At 69.8% G+C, this 15,810-nt stretch carries 13 protein-coding genes; 7 read left to right on the forward strand and 6 right to left on the reverse strand.

What is annotated here, in order from left to right:
• Positions 1-26 precede the first annotated feature (26 nt).
• The gene (locus GN153_RS13010) at positions 27-758 is read left to right on the forward strand and encodes an SDR family oxidoreductase (RefSeq protein ID WP_159903476.1); all 732 of its coding nucleotides are present in this window, start codon (positions 27-29) and stop codon (positions 756-758) included.
• A 305-nt stretch (positions 759-1,063) separates the two neighbouring features.
• Here the strand turns inward: GN153_RS13010 and GN153_RS13015 are convergent, their stop codons facing one another.
• The gene (locus GN153_RS13015) at positions 1,064-2,698 is read right to left on the reverse strand and encodes an acyl-CoA synthetase (protein WP_159903478.1); all 1,635 of its coding nucleotides are present in this window, start codon (positions 2,696-2,698) and stop codon (positions 1,064-1,066) included.
• A gap of 97 nt (positions 2,699-2,795) precedes the next feature.
• Here GN153_RS13015 and GN153_RS13020 point away from each other — a divergent pair, with 97 nt between their 5' ends.
• The 6 genes from GN153_RS13020 (at position 2,796) to GN153_RS13045 (ending at position 9,015) form a co-directional block, all read left to right on the forward strand.
• Positions 2,796-3,536, forward strand: coding sequence for a 3-hydroxyacyl-CoA dehydrogenase family protein (locus tag GN153_RS13020; RefSeq protein WP_159903480.1), 741 nt, complete (start codon positions 2,796-2,798; stop codon positions 3,534-3,536).
• A 113-nt stretch (positions 3,537-3,649) separates the two neighbouring features.
• Positions 3,650-4,951, forward strand: coding sequence for an MFS transporter (locus tag GN153_RS13025; RefSeq protein ID WP_159903482.1), 1,302 nt, complete (start codon positions 3,650-3,652; stop codon positions 4,949-4,951).
• 62 nt (positions 4,952-5,013) lie between these two features.
• Complete coding sequence (locus GN153_RS13030) at positions 5,014-5,625, forward strand: class I SAM-dependent methyltransferase (RefSeq protein ID WP_159903484.1); 612 nt, start codon at positions 5,014-5,016, stop codon at positions 5,623-5,625.
• 59 nt (positions 5,626-5,684) lie between these two features.
• Positions 5,685-6,449, forward strand: coding sequence for an alpha/beta fold hydrolase (locus tag GN153_RS13035; protein ID WP_201287892.1), 765 nt, complete (start codon positions 5,685-5,687; stop codon positions 6,447-6,449).
• A 96-nt stretch (positions 6,450-6,545) separates the two neighbouring features.
• Positions 6,546-7,847, forward strand: coding sequence for a M28 family peptidase (locus GN153_RS13040; protein WP_159903486.1), 1,302 nt, complete (start codon positions 6,546-6,548; stop codon positions 7,845-7,847).
• Between the two features lie 262 nt (positions 7,848-8,109).
• Positions 8,110-9,015: an MBL fold metallo-hydrolase gene (locus GN153_RS13045; RefSeq protein ID WP_159903488.1), complete on the forward strand. Its 906-nt coding sequence runs from the start codon at positions 8,110-8,112 to the stop codon at positions 9,013-9,015.
• Between the two features lie 106 nt (positions 9,016-9,121).
• On the opposite strand, the gene GN153_RS13050 is transcribed toward GN153_RS13045, so the two are convergent.
• The 5 genes from GN153_RS13050 to GN153_RS13070 all read right to left on the reverse strand — a co-directional run bounded on the left by GN153_RS13050 (position 9,122) and on the right by GN153_RS13070 (position 15,601).
• A complete protein-coding gene (locus GN153_RS13050; protein ID WP_159903490.1) occupies positions 9,122-10,207 on the reverse strand; it encodes a metal ABC transporter permease in 1,086 nt (361 codons plus the stop codon).
• Positions 10,204-11,025: a metal ABC transporter ATP-binding protein gene (locus tag GN153_RS13055; protein ID WP_159903492.1), complete on the reverse strand. Its 822-nt coding sequence runs from the start codon at positions 11,023-11,025 to the stop codon at positions 10,204-10,206. Before GN153_RS13055 ends, GN153_RS13050 begins: the two co-directional genes overlap by 4 nt.
• A complete protein-coding gene (locus tag GN153_RS13060; protein ID WP_201287893.1) occupies positions 11,022-12,095 on the reverse strand; it encodes a metal ABC transporter substrate-binding protein in 1,074 nt (357 codons plus the stop codon). Before GN153_RS13060 ends, GN153_RS13055 begins: the two co-directional genes overlap by 4 nt.
• Positions 12,096-12,371: 276 nt before the next feature.
• Complete coding sequence (locus tag GN153_RS13065) at positions 12,372-13,325, reverse strand: ribonucleotide reductase (RefSeq protein WP_159903494.1); 954 nt, start codon at positions 13,323-13,325, stop codon at positions 12,372-12,374.
• A gap of 98 nt (positions 13,326-13,423) precedes the next feature.
• Positions 13,424-15,601: a neutral/alkaline non-lysosomal ceramidase N-terminal domain-containing protein gene (locus GN153_RS13070; RefSeq protein ID WP_159903496.1), complete on the reverse strand. Its 2,178-nt coding sequence runs from the start codon at positions 15,599-15,601 to the stop codon at positions 13,424-13,426.
• Between the last annotated feature and the right edge of the window lie 209 nt (positions 15,602-15,810).

The following is a 15,810-nucleotide window of genomic DNA, read 5'->3' on the forward strand; positions in this document are numbered from 1 at the left end:
TGTTCGCTCCGCCCGTAGCCGTCGGCATGTCCGAGACACTCGACGGACGGACCGCGGTCGTCACCGGCGCGAGTTCCGGGATCGGAGCGGAGAGCGCACGCGCGCTCGCCGACGCCGGTGCGACCGTGGTCCTCGCCGCCCGCAGCGAGGATGCCATCGAGGAGGTGGCCGCCGATATCCGGGAGACCACAGAGGCCGACGCCGTCGCCGTCCCGACCGACGTGACCGAGGAGGCGGCCGTCGAGGCGCTGGTCGACGAAGCGGTCGAGACCTTCGGCGGGCTGGACGTACTCGTCAACAACGCAGGCGTCGCCCGCGGCAGCGACGTCGAGGAGATGACCACGGAGGAGTACCGGACGATGATGGCGGTCAACGCCGACGGGATGTTCTTCGCCACCCGGGCCGCCCTCCCGCACCTCCGGGAGACGGGCGGGACGCTGGTCTTCGTCGGCTCCTTCGCCGGGAAGTTCCCCCGGCCGTTCAACCCCGTTTACGCCGCCACCAAGTTCTGGACCCGCGGGTTCGCCCAGAGCGTCTCCGCGCAGGTCGGCGGGGACGTCGGCGTGACCGTCATCAACCCCTCCGAGGTGCGGACGAAGTTCGGCGACGGCTGGTCGATGGAGGAACTGTACGACGAGGGTGAGGTTACGGAGCCCGAGGAGGTGGCGGAGGCGGTTGTCTTCGCCGCCGAGTGCTCGCCGTCGATGGTCAGCGAACTCGACCTCTACCGCCGGGACAAGTTCGAGGACATGTTCTGAGGCGTATGTTGAGCTGGACGTTTCCGAGAGCACTGGGAACAGCGAGAAAGCCCCCGGCGGCTGCCGGCTGCGCCTCGCTGCGCTCCTCGGTCGCTACACTCCCTGCGGTGCTTACGTCGTCTCGCTCGGCGAGCCGCCGGCCCCTTTCAATCCCGCCCGATTCGGCTGTCCAGGCTGGGCGGGACTGAAAGGGGCGACCTGTTCGCCTGCGGTCCTTACGTCGCCCACCGTCGTCGAACAGGTCGGGGCTTTCTCGCTGTCGTGGAGCGTATCACTGGTGGTCTTCCCGAACTAGATACCCCAACTCACTCGGCCTCACTCTCCTCCAGCTTGTACCGCTGAACCTTCCCCGTGGCCGTCTTGGGGAGTTCCTCGACGAACTCGACGTCCCGGGGGTAGGCGTGGCGGGCCTGCTGTTCCTTGACGTGCTGTTTGATCTCCTCGGCGGCCGCCTCGGGGTCGTCGGGTTGTTCGGTCGGGACGACGAAGGCCTTGACCCGCTGGCCGCGTTGCTCGTCCGGCACCCCGACCACGGCGGCCTCGGCCACGATATCCCGCTCCATCAGGCTATTTTCCACCTCGAAGGGACCGATCCGGTAGCCCGAGGAGATGATCACGTCGTCGCCCCGGCCCTCGTACCAGTAGTAGCCGTCCTCGTCCTGGTGAGCGAGGTCGTCGGTGAGCATCCAGCCGTCGTGGAAGGCGGCCTCGGTCTTCTCGGGCATCCCCCAGTACCGGTCCATCAGCAGCCACTCGCGGGGTTTGACCGCGATCTCGCCGGTCTCGCCTTGCTCGACGGGCTCGCGGGTCTCGGGGTCCAGAAGTGTCACCTCGTAACCGGGACAGGGCAGCCCCATCGACCCCGGCTTCACCTCCACGTCGAGTCCGGCGTAGTTGTTGACGACCATCCCGCCCTCCGTCAGGCCGTAGCCGTCGTGGACGGTCAGGCCGAAGTGGTCGCGGAACCAGTCGACCACCTCGGGGTTGAGCGGCTCGCCCGCGCTGTGGAGCACCCGCAGGTCCCCGAAGCTTCGCCCCTCCAGTAGCTCCTCGCCGCCGGCGATGATCCCCCGATAGGCGCTCGGGGCCGCGCCCAGCACCGAGATGTCGTGGTCGGACAGAATCCCCACCCAGCGGTCGGCGTCGAACTGCCCCGAGTGCAGCACCCGGGTCGCGCCGAAGGCCATCGGCGCGAAGCCCGTGGTAAAGAGGCCGAACGACCAGCTCGGGTCGGCCGCCCCCCAGACCACGTCGTCGGGCTGTACGTCGAGGACGTACTTCGTGTGCGGATACAGCACCGGCAACACCTTGTGCGGGAGGACGACCCCCTTCGGCGGGCCGGTGGTTCCGGAGGTGTACTGCATCGTGCAGGGGTCGTCCATCGACGTGCGGGCGACCTCGTAATCGGGCGAGCGGTCGGCGACGAGGTCGCTGTACGTGTGGTCCGCGGCCGGGTCCGCGCCGACGCTGACCGTCGTCAGGTCCGCGGTGTCGACCGCGGCGACGGTGTCGGCGTGGTCGGCGCCGTAGACCAGCACCTCGGGCTCGGAGTCCTCGACCCGGTACTCCACGGCCCCGGTCTCGAACGCCGTAAAGAGCGGGACGTGGACGGCACCGGTCTTCCAGACTCCCAGGATCGTGACGATCGTCTCCGGGACCTTCGGGAGCAGCGTCGTCACGCGGTCGCCGCGCTCGACGCCCAGTGCTTCGAGCGCGTTCGCCACCTGATTCGAGCGCTCCTGCAGGTCGCCGAAAGTGTACTCCTCCAGACCCCCGTCGGAGTCGACCCACGCGAAGCCCACGTCGCCGGAGCCGGCGTGGCGGTCACACGCCTCGTGGGCGACGTTCAGCTCCTCGGGTGCGTCCCAGTCGTAGGTCTCCAGGGCGTCGCTCCACTCGAAGGCGTCGTACGCGGCCTGGTAGTCGGGCTTGTTCGTCATCGGCAGCCACGTCTCGGCGGTGGCTGTTATACGTTCCGGGCTGACGGCGCCCTCTGACCGAAGAGTTATGCCGGTCCCGGGAGCACCGGGGGACGCCATGCAAGACATCGACAACATCGCGGTCGTCGGCGGCGGGGTCATGGGCAGCGGGATCGGACAGGTGTTCCTCCAGAACGGCTACACCGTCTCGATCCGGGATATCGACGGGGATATTCTCGACGAGGCCGAGGAGCGCATCGAGAGCGGCAACTACGGGCTCGACCGGGCCGTGGAGGGCGGCTATCTCACCGAGGCGGAACGCGAGGACGCCCTGGACCGGCTGACGCTCACGACGGATCTGGAGGAGGCTGTCGAGGACGCCGACCTGTTGATCGAGGCGGTCACCGAGGACCTCTCGCTGAAGGGGCGGGTGTTCCAGGAGATCGACGAGGCGACCGAGGAGATCCCGCTGTACTCGAACACGAGCGGCTTCTCGGTGACCAGCATCGCCAACGCGGTCTCGGACCCCTCGCGGGTGGCGGTCGCCCACTTCTTCAACCCGGCGCCGGTCATGCCGCTGGTCGAGGTCGTCCAGTCCGAGCAGACCGACCAGGAGGTGGTGGACCTGATGGAGGCCCTCTGCGAGGAGGTCGGCAAGGAGCCGATCGTCATCGACGACGCTCCCGGGGAGTACGGCTTCGTCGCCAACCGGTGTTACGCGGCCATGCGCGAGGAGGCCCAGAAGGTCGTCGACGAGGGGGTCGCCACGAAAGAGCAGGTCGACACCGCGATGGAGGAGGGGTACAACCTCCCCGTCGGCCCGTTCTCGCTGGCCGGCCTCGGCGAGGAGTGGGACTGACGGCCGGAGCGGGGGCGAGCGCGCGTCTGCGGTCGAATGCGAGTGCGTGAGCCCGGTCGCGGGACCGGGAGACTTTTTTCACCGTGGTGCGTTCAGCCGAGTCGGACCTCCGTGTGACACGGTTCAGATCCATCGCACTCCTGAAGAACAGGGAGTTCGCGGCACTGGCCGGGACGGCCTTCGCGCGCAGTCAGGCGTACTCGACGATCCTCATCGCGCTCGCCCTCTATGCCGACGTCTTCGAGACCACCGGGTTCGTCGAGGGGCTGTTCGGCGCCGGCTTCGCGCTGGTCCAGCTGATCATCGTCCTCCCGCTCGGACGGAAGGTCGACACCGGCAACGCCAAGCGGTGGCTGCTCGCCGGCTTTCTGGTCAACATCGTCGTCTTCGTCGGCTTCATCTTCGTCCAAAACGCCGTTCACGTGGTTCTGGTGCGGATGCTCCAGGGACTGGGCGCGAGCATCCTCTGGATCACCGGGACGGCCGTCGTCGGCGAGATCAGCCCCGACGAGGGCCAGGGGCTGTGGCTGGGCTCGTACAACCAGGTCGCCTCCTTCTCCTCGATGGCCGGCGACCTGCTCGGGGGGTATCTGCTGTACGCCTACGGATTCACGCTGCCCTACCTCGTCCTGACGGGGATCACCATCGGCTCGTTCGTTCTCGTGCTCGTCGCGCTCCGGGACAACCCCGGCGGGCAAAAAGACCCAGAGGAATCGGGGAGCGTCGAGACCTTCCGCTCGCTTCTGGGTCTGCCGATGCTGCGGGCGCTGGTGGGCTTTCGCTTCGCTTTCAGCTTCGGGAAGATGGCAGTCATCATCTTCCTGCCCATCTACGCCCGCACGACCTTCGGGATCTCCGCCTTCGCAATCGGGTGGATCCTCGCCGGCGGGAAGCTCGTCAAGGGGCTGCTCCAGGGGTTCGTCGGGAACCTCACGGACCAGTACGGCCGGAAACACCACTTCGTCGCCGCCGGCGCGCTGCTGTACGGGGTCGGCGTCGCGGCGATCCCGCTTGCCGGCTACGCCGAGGGGGCGCTTCCAACGGTGACCGTCAGCCTCCTCGGGGACACGCAGGTGCTCGGCGGCGCCTTCTTCGCGCTGTTCGGTGCGTACCTGCTGCTCGGGGTTGCCGACTCGCTCCGGCTGCCCGCGAGCATGTCGCTGTTCGTCGACGAGGGCTCGCAGTACGACTCCGTCGCGAGCGCGATGTCGCTGCGCTCTATCTCCTGGAAGGTAGGGCAGATCGCCGGTCCCGTCGTCGTCGGCGTGACCATCGACGTTCTGGACCCGACCGCCGGCTTCCTGCTCGCGGCGGCGTTCATCGGCGTCGCGACCGTCGCCTTCACCGTCACCGCCCGCCGCGCCCACGCCGACCGGCCCGTCGACGCGCCCGTTCCCGACACCTCCGACGACTGACGCCACTCTCCGTCCCGGGCTGTGCCCCAAAGCGTTGTACCGCCCGGGCCACAGGCTCCGGTATGGACTGGGACGAGCGCTTTCGCCGCGGCGAGTATCCACAGGACCCCGACCCCTCTCCGCTGCTCCGGGCGTACGTCGAGGACTTTCCCGACGGCCGGGCGATGGACGTGGCGACGGGAACCGGGCGAAACGCCCTCTTCCTCGCCGAGGCCGGCTACGAGGTCGACGCGCTGGACCAGTCACGCGAGGGGCTGCGGGTCACCCGCGAAAACGCCCGCGAGCGCGGCGTCGCCGACCGCCTCTCGCCGGTCCAGACCGACGTCCCCTCCCACGGATTCCCGACCGAGCGCTACGCCGTCGTCACCGTCAGCTTCTACCGCGCTGTCGACCGGTTTCCCGACATCAAGGAGGCGCTCGTTCCCGGCGGCTACCTCTTCGTCGAACACCACCTCCGCTCGACCGACGAGACTCCCTCGGGGCCGAGCACCGACCGCTACCGCTTCGCGGCCAACGAACTCCTGCACGCCTGTCTCGACCTCACGGTGCTGTACTACGACGAGACCACCGAGGAACGGCCCGACGACCGCCGTCGGGCGAGCACGCGCATCCTCGCCCGCAAGTCGACGGGCACCGCCCAGTCCTACCCGCCGCGACACCAGCACGACGGCTGACCCGTGCCACGGCTGCCGCCGGGGAAGACGTTTATCACACCCGGTCGAACCCGCCGTCGATGAACAGAAGCCGTCTCCGGAGCCAGGGCAAGCGGCTGGTCGTCTGGCTCGTCGCCGCCGGCGTGGTCGCGCTGGCGGTCGCGCTGGTCTACTTCGGGACGCCGCTCCGGGGTACCGAGGCCGGCATCGCGGCCGCCGAGGCGAATCCCGACGTGACGGTCACGGCGGAGGGCGAAACCTACGTCCTCGAACCCGCCGGCGGAAACGCGACTGCGGGGCTGGTCTTCTACCCCGGCGGGCGCGTTCACCCGGACGCGTACGTCGCCTCGCTGGCCCCGCTCGCCGCCGACGCGAACGTGACCGTCGTCGTCCCGAAGATGCCGCTGAACCTCGCGGTGCTGGACGGCGACGCGGCCTCGCGGTACGTCACCCGCTCCGACATGGAAGTCGGGGATGTCGACACCTGGTACGTCGGCGGCCACTCGCTGGGCGGCGTGATGGCCTGCCGGTACGCCCGGGCAAACCCCGACCGCGTCGACGGCGTGGTCCTGTTTGCCTCCTACTGCGACCGGGACATCTCCGGGACCGGACTCGAGGCGCTGAGCGTGACCGGCAGTGCCGACACCGTCCTGAACCGCGGGGCCTACCGCGCCGCACTCGGGAACCTCCCCGCGGACGCCACGACGCGAACCCTGCCGCTGAACCACTCCCAGTTCGGCGGCTACCGGGGCCAGGCCGGCGACGAGCCCAGCGGGCTCTCCTACGCCGCCGCCCACCGCCGGCTGGCCGAGGTGGTCGTTCCCTGGCTGGGCGCCCGTCCGTGAGCTGGCGGCCGGTGGCGAGCCCGAACGCTCGCGCGGTCTCCCGACGTGCGTTGCCGTCTCGCACAGTCTTTTGCCGCCGGTGACCGAGACCGGAGTATGACCGACTGGATCGGCGAGACGTTCACGAGCGAGGCCGGCTGGAGCCACCTGGAGGGCCTGGTCGACATCGGGAACCGGATGGCGGGAAGCGAGGGCGAGCGCCGGGCCGCCGAGGCGACCCGCGACGCATTGGAGGAGGCTGGCGCACGGAACGCCCGCCTCGAGGAGTTCGACATCCAGGGGTGGGCACGGGGGTCCTCCGCGGTCCACGCCGGCGGCGAGCCCCAGGAGAGTATCGCGCTCCCACGCAGCCCGTCGGGGACGGCGGCCGGGGAGTTCGTCGACCTGGGGTACGGGCTCCCGGACGACTTTGCGGACGATCTAGAAGGCAAGGTCGTGATGGCCGCGAGCAACGTCCCCGACTGGTACGACCGCTTTCTCCACCGCCGCGAGAAGTACTACCACGCCGTCGAGGCCGGCGCCGCGGCCTTCGTCTTCCGCAACCACGTCGAGGGCTGTCTCGCACCCACGGGCAGCGTCGGGACCGAGGACGCACCGATCGGCGAGATCCCCGCAGTCGGCGTCTCGAAGGAGGTCGGCTCGCGACTCGCCCGCCGGTTCGAGGGCGAGGAGGTGACCGTCGAGGTCGAGGCGGCGATCCACGACGCCACGAGCCAGAACGTCCACGCCGAGCTGGGGCCCGACACGGAGGAGGCACTCTTGCTGACCAGCCACGTCGACGCCCACGACATCGCCGAGGGGGCGGGAGACAACGGCGCGGGGACGGCGCTGGTCGTGGAGGTCGCCCGCGCGCTCGCCGCCCGCGAGGACGACCTCGACACCCGCGTCGAGTGCATCTGTTACGGCGCCGAGGAGGTCGGGCTCGTAGGGTCGGGCTACGACGCCGACCTGCGCGACCACGACCGGATCAAGGCAATCGTCAACAACGACGGCGTGGTCCGCGGTCGGACCCTCACCTTCTACACCCACGGCTTCGACGCGCTGGAGGCGGCCGCCGAGGCCGTCGGCGACCGCTTCGACCACCCCGTCGAGACCACGCCCGAACTCGGTCCCCACAGCGACCACTGGCCCTACGTCACGTGGGGCGTCCCCGGCTACCACGTGATGAGCAAGACCGGCTCGGAGGGCCGGGGCTGGGGGCACACCCGCGCGGACACCCTGGACAAACTCGAATCGCGAAACCTCCGCGAGCAGGCCGTCCTCGTCGCGGACCTGGTCGTCGAACTCGCCGACGCCGACACCGAAATCGAGCCCCGGGACCCCGATGCCATCGCCGACCAGCTCGAGGAGGAGGACCTGGCGGAGGGGATGAAGATCACCGGCGACTGGCCGTACTGAACGCAAGCAGCTCCTCACCCCGGCTCTGTCTTATCGACGTGGATCTCGGTGTCGGGCGCGCGCTGTCGCGGCTCCGGCCGCGACGACACTGCGCGAGGGACGAGGAGCGCAGGCCGGAGGCCGAGCACCGCAGTCGGCTGGGGAGGTGTGTGGCATCGGGTGGAGCTTTCCCGGTGTCTCATTTCCGACTCACCGAGCGCCAACACGGACACCCCCGTTGCGGAAGGGTAGATTCACGGCCCCTCCCGCGGTAGGGGGCGCCATGAGCACGGCGAGAGACCCCTTCGAGGTCGCCGACGGCGTCTACTGCATCGACACCGGGCTGTTCGACGCCGGGAGCCTCGCGGTCTACCTCTTCGAGGGCGAGGAGCCCGCGCTGGTCGACGCCGGCACCGCCGCCAGCGCCGAGACGGTCATGGAGGGAATGGCCGCGTGTGGCGTCGAGCCCGCCGACCTCGAGCACCTCGTGGTCTCGCACATCCACGTCGACCACAGCGGCGGAGCCAGCGCCCTCGTCGAAGAAAACCCCGACCTGAACGTCTACATCCACGAGATGACCGCACCCCACCTCGCCGAGCCCGGCGCGCTCATCGAGAGCAGCCGCGAGGCGATGGGCGAGCACTTCGAGCGGATGGGCGAGCAGGGGCCGGTCCCGGGGGAGACCATCGTCGGCGTTCCGGACGAGGGGCTGACCGTCGAGGCCGGCGGCGGACGCCTGGAGCTGGTCCACGCACCCGGCCACTCGCCGGACCACCTGGCGGTCTGGAACCCCGACCGACAGTTGCTCTTCGCCGCGGAGTGTCTGGGGATGTACCTCGAGCGGGCCGACCGGTGGGTCCCGCCGGGGACGCTGCCGAACTTCGACGTGGAGGCCATCGACCGGGCCATCGACCGCCTGCGAGGGTACGACCCCGAGACCGTCGTCTTCCCCCATTTCGGCGCCTGGCCCCGCGACCCCGACGAGCTCTTCGAGACTGCCGGGCGGGAGCTCCACCGCTGGGACGACCGGGTCATGGAGCTGTACGAGGAGACCGGGTCGGTCGGGGCGACGGTCGACCGGGCCGGCGAGGAGCTGCTCGACATCGCGCCGCCCTACGCCCCGGTGATGGAGTCGTTCTACGCCCGGCTCGTGACGCTGGGATACCTGAAGTACCACGGCACCGAGTGACCTCGCGGCAGTCTCTCGCGACCACATCGGTCCTGCCGACACGTTCGCCGCTTTCCCCGCTTCGGTCGCGACGGCCATCCGGCGAGTCGCCGTCACCCGGCGCCCGTCAGTCGCCCTCGGTCCCGGGTGCGCCATCCGCGTCGCCGGCTCCGATGCTCTCCACGCCGGGCGGTTCCTGCTCGCCGCGGGCGGACTGGACCTTGCCCAGCACGACGGCGCCGACGTAGATCCCGACGGCGACGAGGACGATGACCCCGCCGGCCGTGACGCCGCCGTAGTAGGCGACGGCGATGCCCAGCAACACCGCAAGCTCCGCGAGGACGACGGAGACGACCAGCGACTCGGAGAAACTCCGGGACACCTGCGTCGCCCCCGCTACCGGAACCACGAGCATCGCCGCGACGAGGATGACCCCCATGATCTGCATCGCGCCGACGACGACCATCGCCGTCAGCATCACCATCACCCGGTTGTACCAGTTGACGGGGATACCGGAGACGGCGGCCGCAGTCTCGTCGAAGGTCACGTACAGGAGCTGGTTTCGCGTCACGGCCACCGTTCCGACGATGACGGCAAAGAGCACGAGGAGGATCGCCGCGCTCCGGGGCGACACCGTGGAGAGGTTGCCAAAGAGGAACTGGTCGACGCCGACGGCGAGTCCGCCCGCGTTGAGGCTGATGAGCGTCGTCCCCAGCGCGAACCCCGTCGACAGAACGATCGCCATCGAGACGTCGTTGTAGGCATCGGTGACCTCGGAGATGAGTTCGATGAACAGCGCGGCGACCATCGCGACGACGACCGCGGTGAGGTACGGCGACACCCCGAGGTCGATGACGGCGTTCAGGAACAGGCCGACGGCCACCCCGGCGAACGCGGTGTGGGCCAGCGCGTCCCCGATGAGCGCGAGCTGGCGGTGGACCAGAAAGGTCCCGATCAGCGGCGCCATCACGCCGACACAGAGCCCGACGAGTATCGCCCGGTGCATGTACCGGTAGTCCGGGTTCAGCATCTCCAGGCCCGTGACGTAGTAGACCCAGTCCATCAGCCAGTACCACTGCTCGAGGAGCCACAGGAGGGCGCCGAAGATGAGGTCGCCGATGGCGCCCGGCCCGGCCTGTAGCGGGAGCACCACCGACGGGTCCACGGCGGCGAGGCCGCTCGCCGCGAGCGCGGGGCCCACGCCCGCGCTCATCCGTCCGCCCCCGCGAGGATCCGCGCCTCGGTTCCAAAGGCCCGGGCCAGCGCGCCGCTGTCGACGAACTCGTCGGTCGGCCCGTCGAAGTAGACCTCGCGGTTCAGGCAGACGACCCGGTCGGCGCGTTCGACGACCGCGCCCAGGTCGTGCTCGACGAGGAGGATGGTGATGCCCTCGGCGCTGAGCGTCGCCAGCAGGTCGTAGAAGGCGCCGACTGACTCGGCGTCGACGCCGACGGTCGGCTCGTCCAGGACGAGCAGGTCGGCCTCGCTCGCCAGCGCCCGTGCGATGAACGCGCGCTGGCGCTGGCCGCCCGAGAGTTCGGTGATACGGCGGTCGGCAAACGCGCTCATCCCGACGGTCGCGAGCGCGTCGTCGACGATGGCCCGGTCCTCGCTCGACAGCCGGCCGAAGCCGACGTGCGGGAACCGCCCCATCTTCACCACCTCGCGGACGGTGATCGGCATCTCCTTCGCGGCGTTTGCGTGCTGGGCGACATAGCCGACCCGCTCGCCGTCGTCGAACTCGCCTGCTGGCTCGCCGAACAGGCGGGCCGTGCCCGCGTCGGGCTCGAGCAGACCGACCATCAGCTGCATGAGCGTCGACTTCCCGGAGCCGTTCGGCCCCACGATGGCGAGGTACTCGCCCGGGTCGACGGTCAGCGAGACGCCCTCGACCACGGGCGTGGCCGTGTAACCGAAGGTGACGTCCGCGAGGTCGACGACCGGTCCGTCCGCCGCGGTGTCCGGGTCGGTTCCAGCAGTGGCCCGTCGGTCCGGCGCAGCCGTCGTCGGGTCGCTGTGTTGCTCGCTCATACCGGGTCGAAGTTCCGCCACTGCTCGAGCCAGCCCGCCGACGGGGCCGCTTCCCGGGGTGACTCGTTGCCGAGCACTATCTCGAACGTTGGCATATTGATGTTGTCGGCGATCTCCTCGTAGCCCCAGTTCTCCTCGACCCACTCCTCGCGGACGCCGGCGTACGGCGTCACCGGGAAGTACGCCTCCACGGCCGTCTCGCGGACGAGTTGCTGGGCCGGGCGCTGGGACTCGAAGACGCCGTTGGCGATGTACCTGATGTCGTTTTCGCGGATGGTCGTCACCGCCTCGCGGATGTCCACGGGCTTGACGTCGCCGCTCGCTGCGAGATTCGTCACCAGCGGCCGCATCCGCACGCCGTAGCGCACCCCGATGTACTGGAAGGCGTTGTGCGCGGCCAGCTGGACGATGTCGCGCTCGGCCCGGTCGAAGATGGCCTCGTAGTCCGAGTCGATCCGGTCGAGCACGTCGGCTTTGTAGGCCGCAGCGTTGTCCCGGAAGGTGTCGGCGTGTTCCGGCAGGAGGGCGGCGAACCCGTCGGCGATGTTGTCGACGGACCGTTTGGCGCGCCGGGGGTCCAGCCAGAAGTGGGGGTCCTGCCCGCGCTGTGCGCCGACCCCCTCCTCCTCGCGGTCGAGGGTCGCGGCCAGATCCACCAGGTCGATGCCCTTCCGGGCGTTGACGAGCGCCGTGTCGACGTCGTCGCCCTTGATCGTCTCGATGGCGCGGTCGGCCCAGGGCTGGAAGTCCTCCCCGACGTGGACGAACGCGTCCGCCTCGATGATCCGGCGAGTGATGCTGGCGTTTGGCTCCCAGCCGTGGCCGTGCAGCCCCGTCGGCACGAGATTCTCGACCGTCAACGGGGTCCTGTCGGCGACCTGCCGGCCGAAATCGAAGAAGGTGAAAAACGAGGCCACCGCGACCGGCCCGTCATCACTACCGCTTCCGGCCCGTCCCGGCGCGCTCGGCAATGCCGTGCACCCGGCCAACCCCGCCAGCGCCGCCACACCACCGGCTCGGAGCGCGCCCCGTCGCGTCACCGCCGGTCTGCCGTCTGACTCGGCCGTCATATTATCCACCAAATTTCTAGATTAGCCATGTCTAATAATTTGTCTGCTGGAGGCGTATTTATATATTGTGCTAGCCGAAAAAGAGAGTCAGACGCGCGCCAGCCGGAGGGGGGAGCCGCTTTGTCGACACAGCCGCACGCGGTTCACGACCACCCGCGGCAGGGCCGGGGAGGGCCTGTCGCTCCGGCCTCTTGGACGTGGGTGGGTCGGCTCCCGCCAGCGGTCCCGCGGCCGGGAGCGGCGGCCAAAACAGGTCTCGGACGCCCCCGTCCGCTGTCAGTCGTCGGCGGCCTGTGCCCGTCGCTGCTTGACGGCCGCCTCGATGTCGCTGACCCGGTCGAACCGGTCGGCGCCGATGTAGTCGACCGTGTCCTGGAGGAACTGCATCGTCCGCTCGTGGATCACCCACCCGTCGAAGCCGGGGTAGGCCTCGTCGATCGTGACGCCGTCAGCCTCGACGCGGTCGCCCGCGACGAGTTCGTGCTCGATGTAGGCCTCGATGCGGGGTTCGTACACCTCCTCCACCACGGAGGGTTCGGTCTCGGCGAGCTGGCGGAGCATCCACCGGCCGTTCTCGATGTGGCGGGTCTCGTCCTGACGGATCTTCCCGACCGCGGCCTGGTAGCCGGGCAGCACCGTCTCCCGCCCCATCTGGTCGGCCTTGATGTCGGCCATCTGGTCGAACGCGAGATAGCCCCGTCGTGCCCCCTGGGCTTCGACCATTCCCATGTACTCCAGGTAGGCATCACCGAGGGTGTGGACCAGGGCCGTCCGGTCGCCGCCCCGCGCCGCGTCGATGAGGTCCTCGCCCTTTTCGTAGAGGTCCTTGATGCTGTAGGCGTCACCGTCCCCGTCGTCGTTGTACTGGTCGACGTCCTGCGTTTCGAACACTTCCTCGAAGTACCGGCTGAAGAAGTCCGTGTGCTTGGCCTCCTCGTAGACCTGCTGGGAGAGGTACATCTCCTCCTGCACCGGGTCGAAGGGGACCGCGTCGCGGTCGAGGCTGTCCAGGGCGTACATATAGGGGGAGAGCGTCCGGGTGACGTCCTCCTCGCCCTCGTAGAACCCCGACGCGATGGTCAGGAACAGTGCCTGCTCGCTGTCCGAGAACGCGGCCCAGTCCTCCTTGTCCTGTTCGAACTCGAAGTCGTCGGGGTCCCAGGTCCCTTCTCGTTTTCCCTTCCGGTACAGCTCGAAGGATTTCTCCCGCTGACTGTAGTCGACGGGCATGCTCACAGCAGAGGTGGGAAACGGTAATAAATCACACGCTGACGGGTCGCCAGCTCGTCGTAGCGTGGCCCTGTGTCCGAATCCCGCCACGGGCACGGCTACTCCAGGAGGTCGAGGACGGCCTCGTAGCGCTCCCGAAGGTCGGCCGGCGCAGGGGGTCGCTCGCCCCCGGACCCGATGTGTGGCGGCCACTCCACCCCCGCCACCTCGCCGACCGTCAGCGCCATTTCCGCTCCGGACCTGTTTCCGTGTCCGTCGACGAGCCCTCCGGCCGGGACCGTCACCTCGTCCCCCGCCGCAACGCCGTCGACCGTCACGGTCCAGGCCTCCGCCGTCTCGTCCCAGGTCGCCTCGCGTGCCGTGCCGTCGACCACCACCGTGACCGTGCCGCCGGTGGGCTGCTGGGGGCGCGTCCTGAGGCTGCGGTCGGGGTCCGGCGGCGGGTTCTGTGCGACGACGGCCACCGTGGACTGCTCGGCCTTCGGCTCCAGGCGGATGCCCCGGACAAGGAGCCCCGTCGAGGGAACCACCTCGACGGGCGAACTCGCCACAGTGCCCCCCGCGGTCCGGATCCGGAGGCGATAGGTGCCGGTCGGGAGCCCCGGCGGCACGTCGTACCGGGCGGTGTACGTCCCGGCCTCGTGCTCACGCCAGACGAACCCGATGTCCAGGTCCGTGGCTCCCTCCTCCCAAGAGTCCTCTTCCTCACGCTCGAGGACAACGAGGGGCTCGCCGACGGGGCGGTCCTGTCCGGCAGGATCCCCTTCCCACCCGACGGTGACGGTCTCCATGCGCTCGACGGTTTCCGGGACGTCGTCAGCGAGAGTCGGTTCCGCACCAGACTGCCCGACGGGAGCTGGCGGCGACTCGGGCCCCGTGCCGGCACGGGTCGCGTCCCCGGCCTCCCCTGTAGTGAGGTCCCCGGCGAGGCCGACGAGTGCCTGCTCCATCGCCAGCGAGCTGTACTTGCCGAAGACCGTGTGCCCGCCCTCGTAGTGTTGCTGGTCGTACTCCTCGGGCGTCGTGAAGTAACCGCGGTAGCCGTTGGCGACGCCGACGACCGCCAGGTCCTCGACGCCGTCGGGGGCTGTCGTGGTCGCGGCCGCACAGACCCGACGGCCGGTCTCGACGGTCGGTTCGCCACCGTAGGCCAGCAGCAGCCGGTCGCCGACGCGGATAGCCTGGGCCGGCACCGCCGGCGGCCACGACCAGGGACCGTCCGCGCCGGCGACGAGTTTCCGCCCGTGGACCGGGTCCGCTTTTTCAGCCGGCAGCCGCAGGCCCTGCAGACCGGCGTCGAAGAACAGCGACGGGCCGTTCTCGCCGCCGCCGAAGAAGGGGAGTCCGAAGGCCGCCTCGTCGGCGACGCGCTTGCCGGGGGCGACCTCCTGCCCCTCGTAGGTGACGGTCGTGGCCCGCCCGGCAACCGGGACGTCCGTCGCGAGCTCCCCCGCGGCGTCGTCCCAGGCCTCTCGCATGCCGGAAGCGATGCGCCTGCCGGTCCGGTCGGCGACCGCGTGCATGTTGTGGTCGTCGTAGACCGGGATCATGTCGCCGAGGGGCCCGTTGGTGTGCATGGCGAGTGGCGTGTCGCCGTCGAACTCGGCGGCGAACCGGCGGACGGCCACGCCGGAGCAGTCCGCCGAGTAGGTCGTGTTGCGCGGGGTGTAGGCGGTGGGGTGGACGGGGAAGTGGGCCCAGGCGGCGACCGAGTCGCCGTCAAGTGTCTCGACCCGGAGCAGCCGGAGCGTCGTGTCGCGGGTGTGGTCGGGGCCCTCGGGGTCCAGGTCCGGCGTTGCCGTCCCGGGCTGGTGGTCCTGGCCGTGGTTCGCGAGGTGGGCCTCGACCGAGCGGCTGCGGTTGGCGGCATCGACGGTCGCCGTTCCCCACCCGGCCACGGCCGGGCGGGCACGCTCCGCGGCGGCCGCGACCGCGTCGCCGATCTGTGCGGCGACCCAGTCGCCCACGTCGTCGGGCCCGGCGTGGGTGTGAGTGCAGGCAAAGAGGAGCGTGTTCTCGTCGAACCCCAGCGGTCGGACGTACTCGAGGACTCGCTCGCGGACCTTCGGCGCGCCCAGGTCCGCCGAAACCAGCGCGACGCGCCCCCTGTCGGATCCGAGAACGAGTGCGCGGGCGAACAGCCGGAGCGAGACCCCCTCGGCGGTCTTGTCCGGCCGTGCGTACCCGAAGAACTGGTCGCCATTCGCGGGTGTGATATCCCGGCCGGCGGCGCCGGCTCGCAGGCCCGGGCCGGGGTCGCTGTCGGTCCCGGTCATCCCGCGACCCTCGTCAACAGCGGGAGAGTGTGGTTCCTCGGCGGCGTCCTGGCTGGCCGGAGGCGGCGAGTCGGACAGGTGCCGTTCATGCGAGCAGTGGTCGGGGGCGGCGGACGTAAACCTACGGACCCCCTGTGAGGTTTGACTGGAGACGCGTCGGCAATTCGGTGCCGCTCGTCCGTCCACATGGCTTTTGGCTCCCGATAGCA

This window comes from Salinirussus salinus (assembly GCF_009831455.1).
Lineage (GTDB): Archaea > Halobacteriota > Halobacteria > Halobacteriales > Haloarculaceae > Salinirussus > Salinirussus salinus.

What these genes read in the sequence shown, in the direction of transcription:
- GN153_RS13045 (WP_159903488.1), top strand. Translation starts at nt 8,110, where the DNA reads ATGAGCACGGCGAGAGACCCCTTCGAGGTCGCCGACGGCGTCTACTGC.
- GN153_RS13035 (WP_201287892.1), top strand. Translation starts at nt 5,685, where the DNA reads ATGAACAGAAGCCGTCTCCGGAGCCAGGGCAAGCGGCTGGTCGTCTGG.
- GN153_RS13055 (WP_159903492.1), bottom strand. Translation starts at nt 11,025, where the DNA reads ATGAGCGAGCAACACAGCGACCCGACGACGGCTGCGCCGGACCGACGG.
- GN153_RS13030 (WP_159903484.1), top strand. Translation starts at nt 5,014, where the DNA reads ATGGACTGGGACGAGCGCTTTCGCCGCGGCGAGTATCCACAGGACCCC.
- GN153_RS13010 (WP_159903476.1), top strand. Translation starts at nt 27, where the DNA reads ATGTCCGAGACACTCGACGGACGGACCGCGGTCGTCACCGGCGCGAGT.
- GN153_RS13015 (WP_159903478.1), bottom strand. Translation starts at nt 2,698, where the DNA reads ATGACGAACAAGCCCGACTACCAGGCCGCGTACGACGCCTTCGAGTGG.
- GN153_RS13070 (WP_159903496.1), bottom strand. Translation starts at nt 15,601, where the DNA reads ATGACCGGGACCGACAGCGACCCCGGCCCGGGCCTGCGAGCCGGCGCC.
- GN153_RS13050 (WP_159903490.1), bottom strand. Translation starts at nt 10,207, where the DNA reads ATGAGCGCGGGCGTGGGCCCCGCGCTCGCGGCGAGCGGCCTCGCCGCC.
- GN153_RS13060 (WP_201287893.1), bottom strand. Translation starts at nt 12,095, where the DNA reads ATGACGGCCGAGTCAGACGGCAGACCGGCGGTGACGCGACGGGGCGCG.
- GN153_RS13065 (WP_159903494.1), bottom strand. Translation starts at nt 13,325, where the DNA reads ATGCCCGTCGACTACAGTCAGCGGGAGAAATCCTTCGAGCTGTACCGG.
- GN153_RS13040 (WP_159903486.1), top strand. Translation starts at nt 6,546, where the DNA reads ATGACCGACTGGATCGGCGAGACGTTCACGAGCGAGGCCGGCTGGAGC.
- GN153_RS13020 (WP_159903480.1), top strand. Translation starts at nt 2,796, where the DNA reads ATGCAAGACATCGACAACATCGCGGTCGTCGGCGGCGGGGTCATGGGC.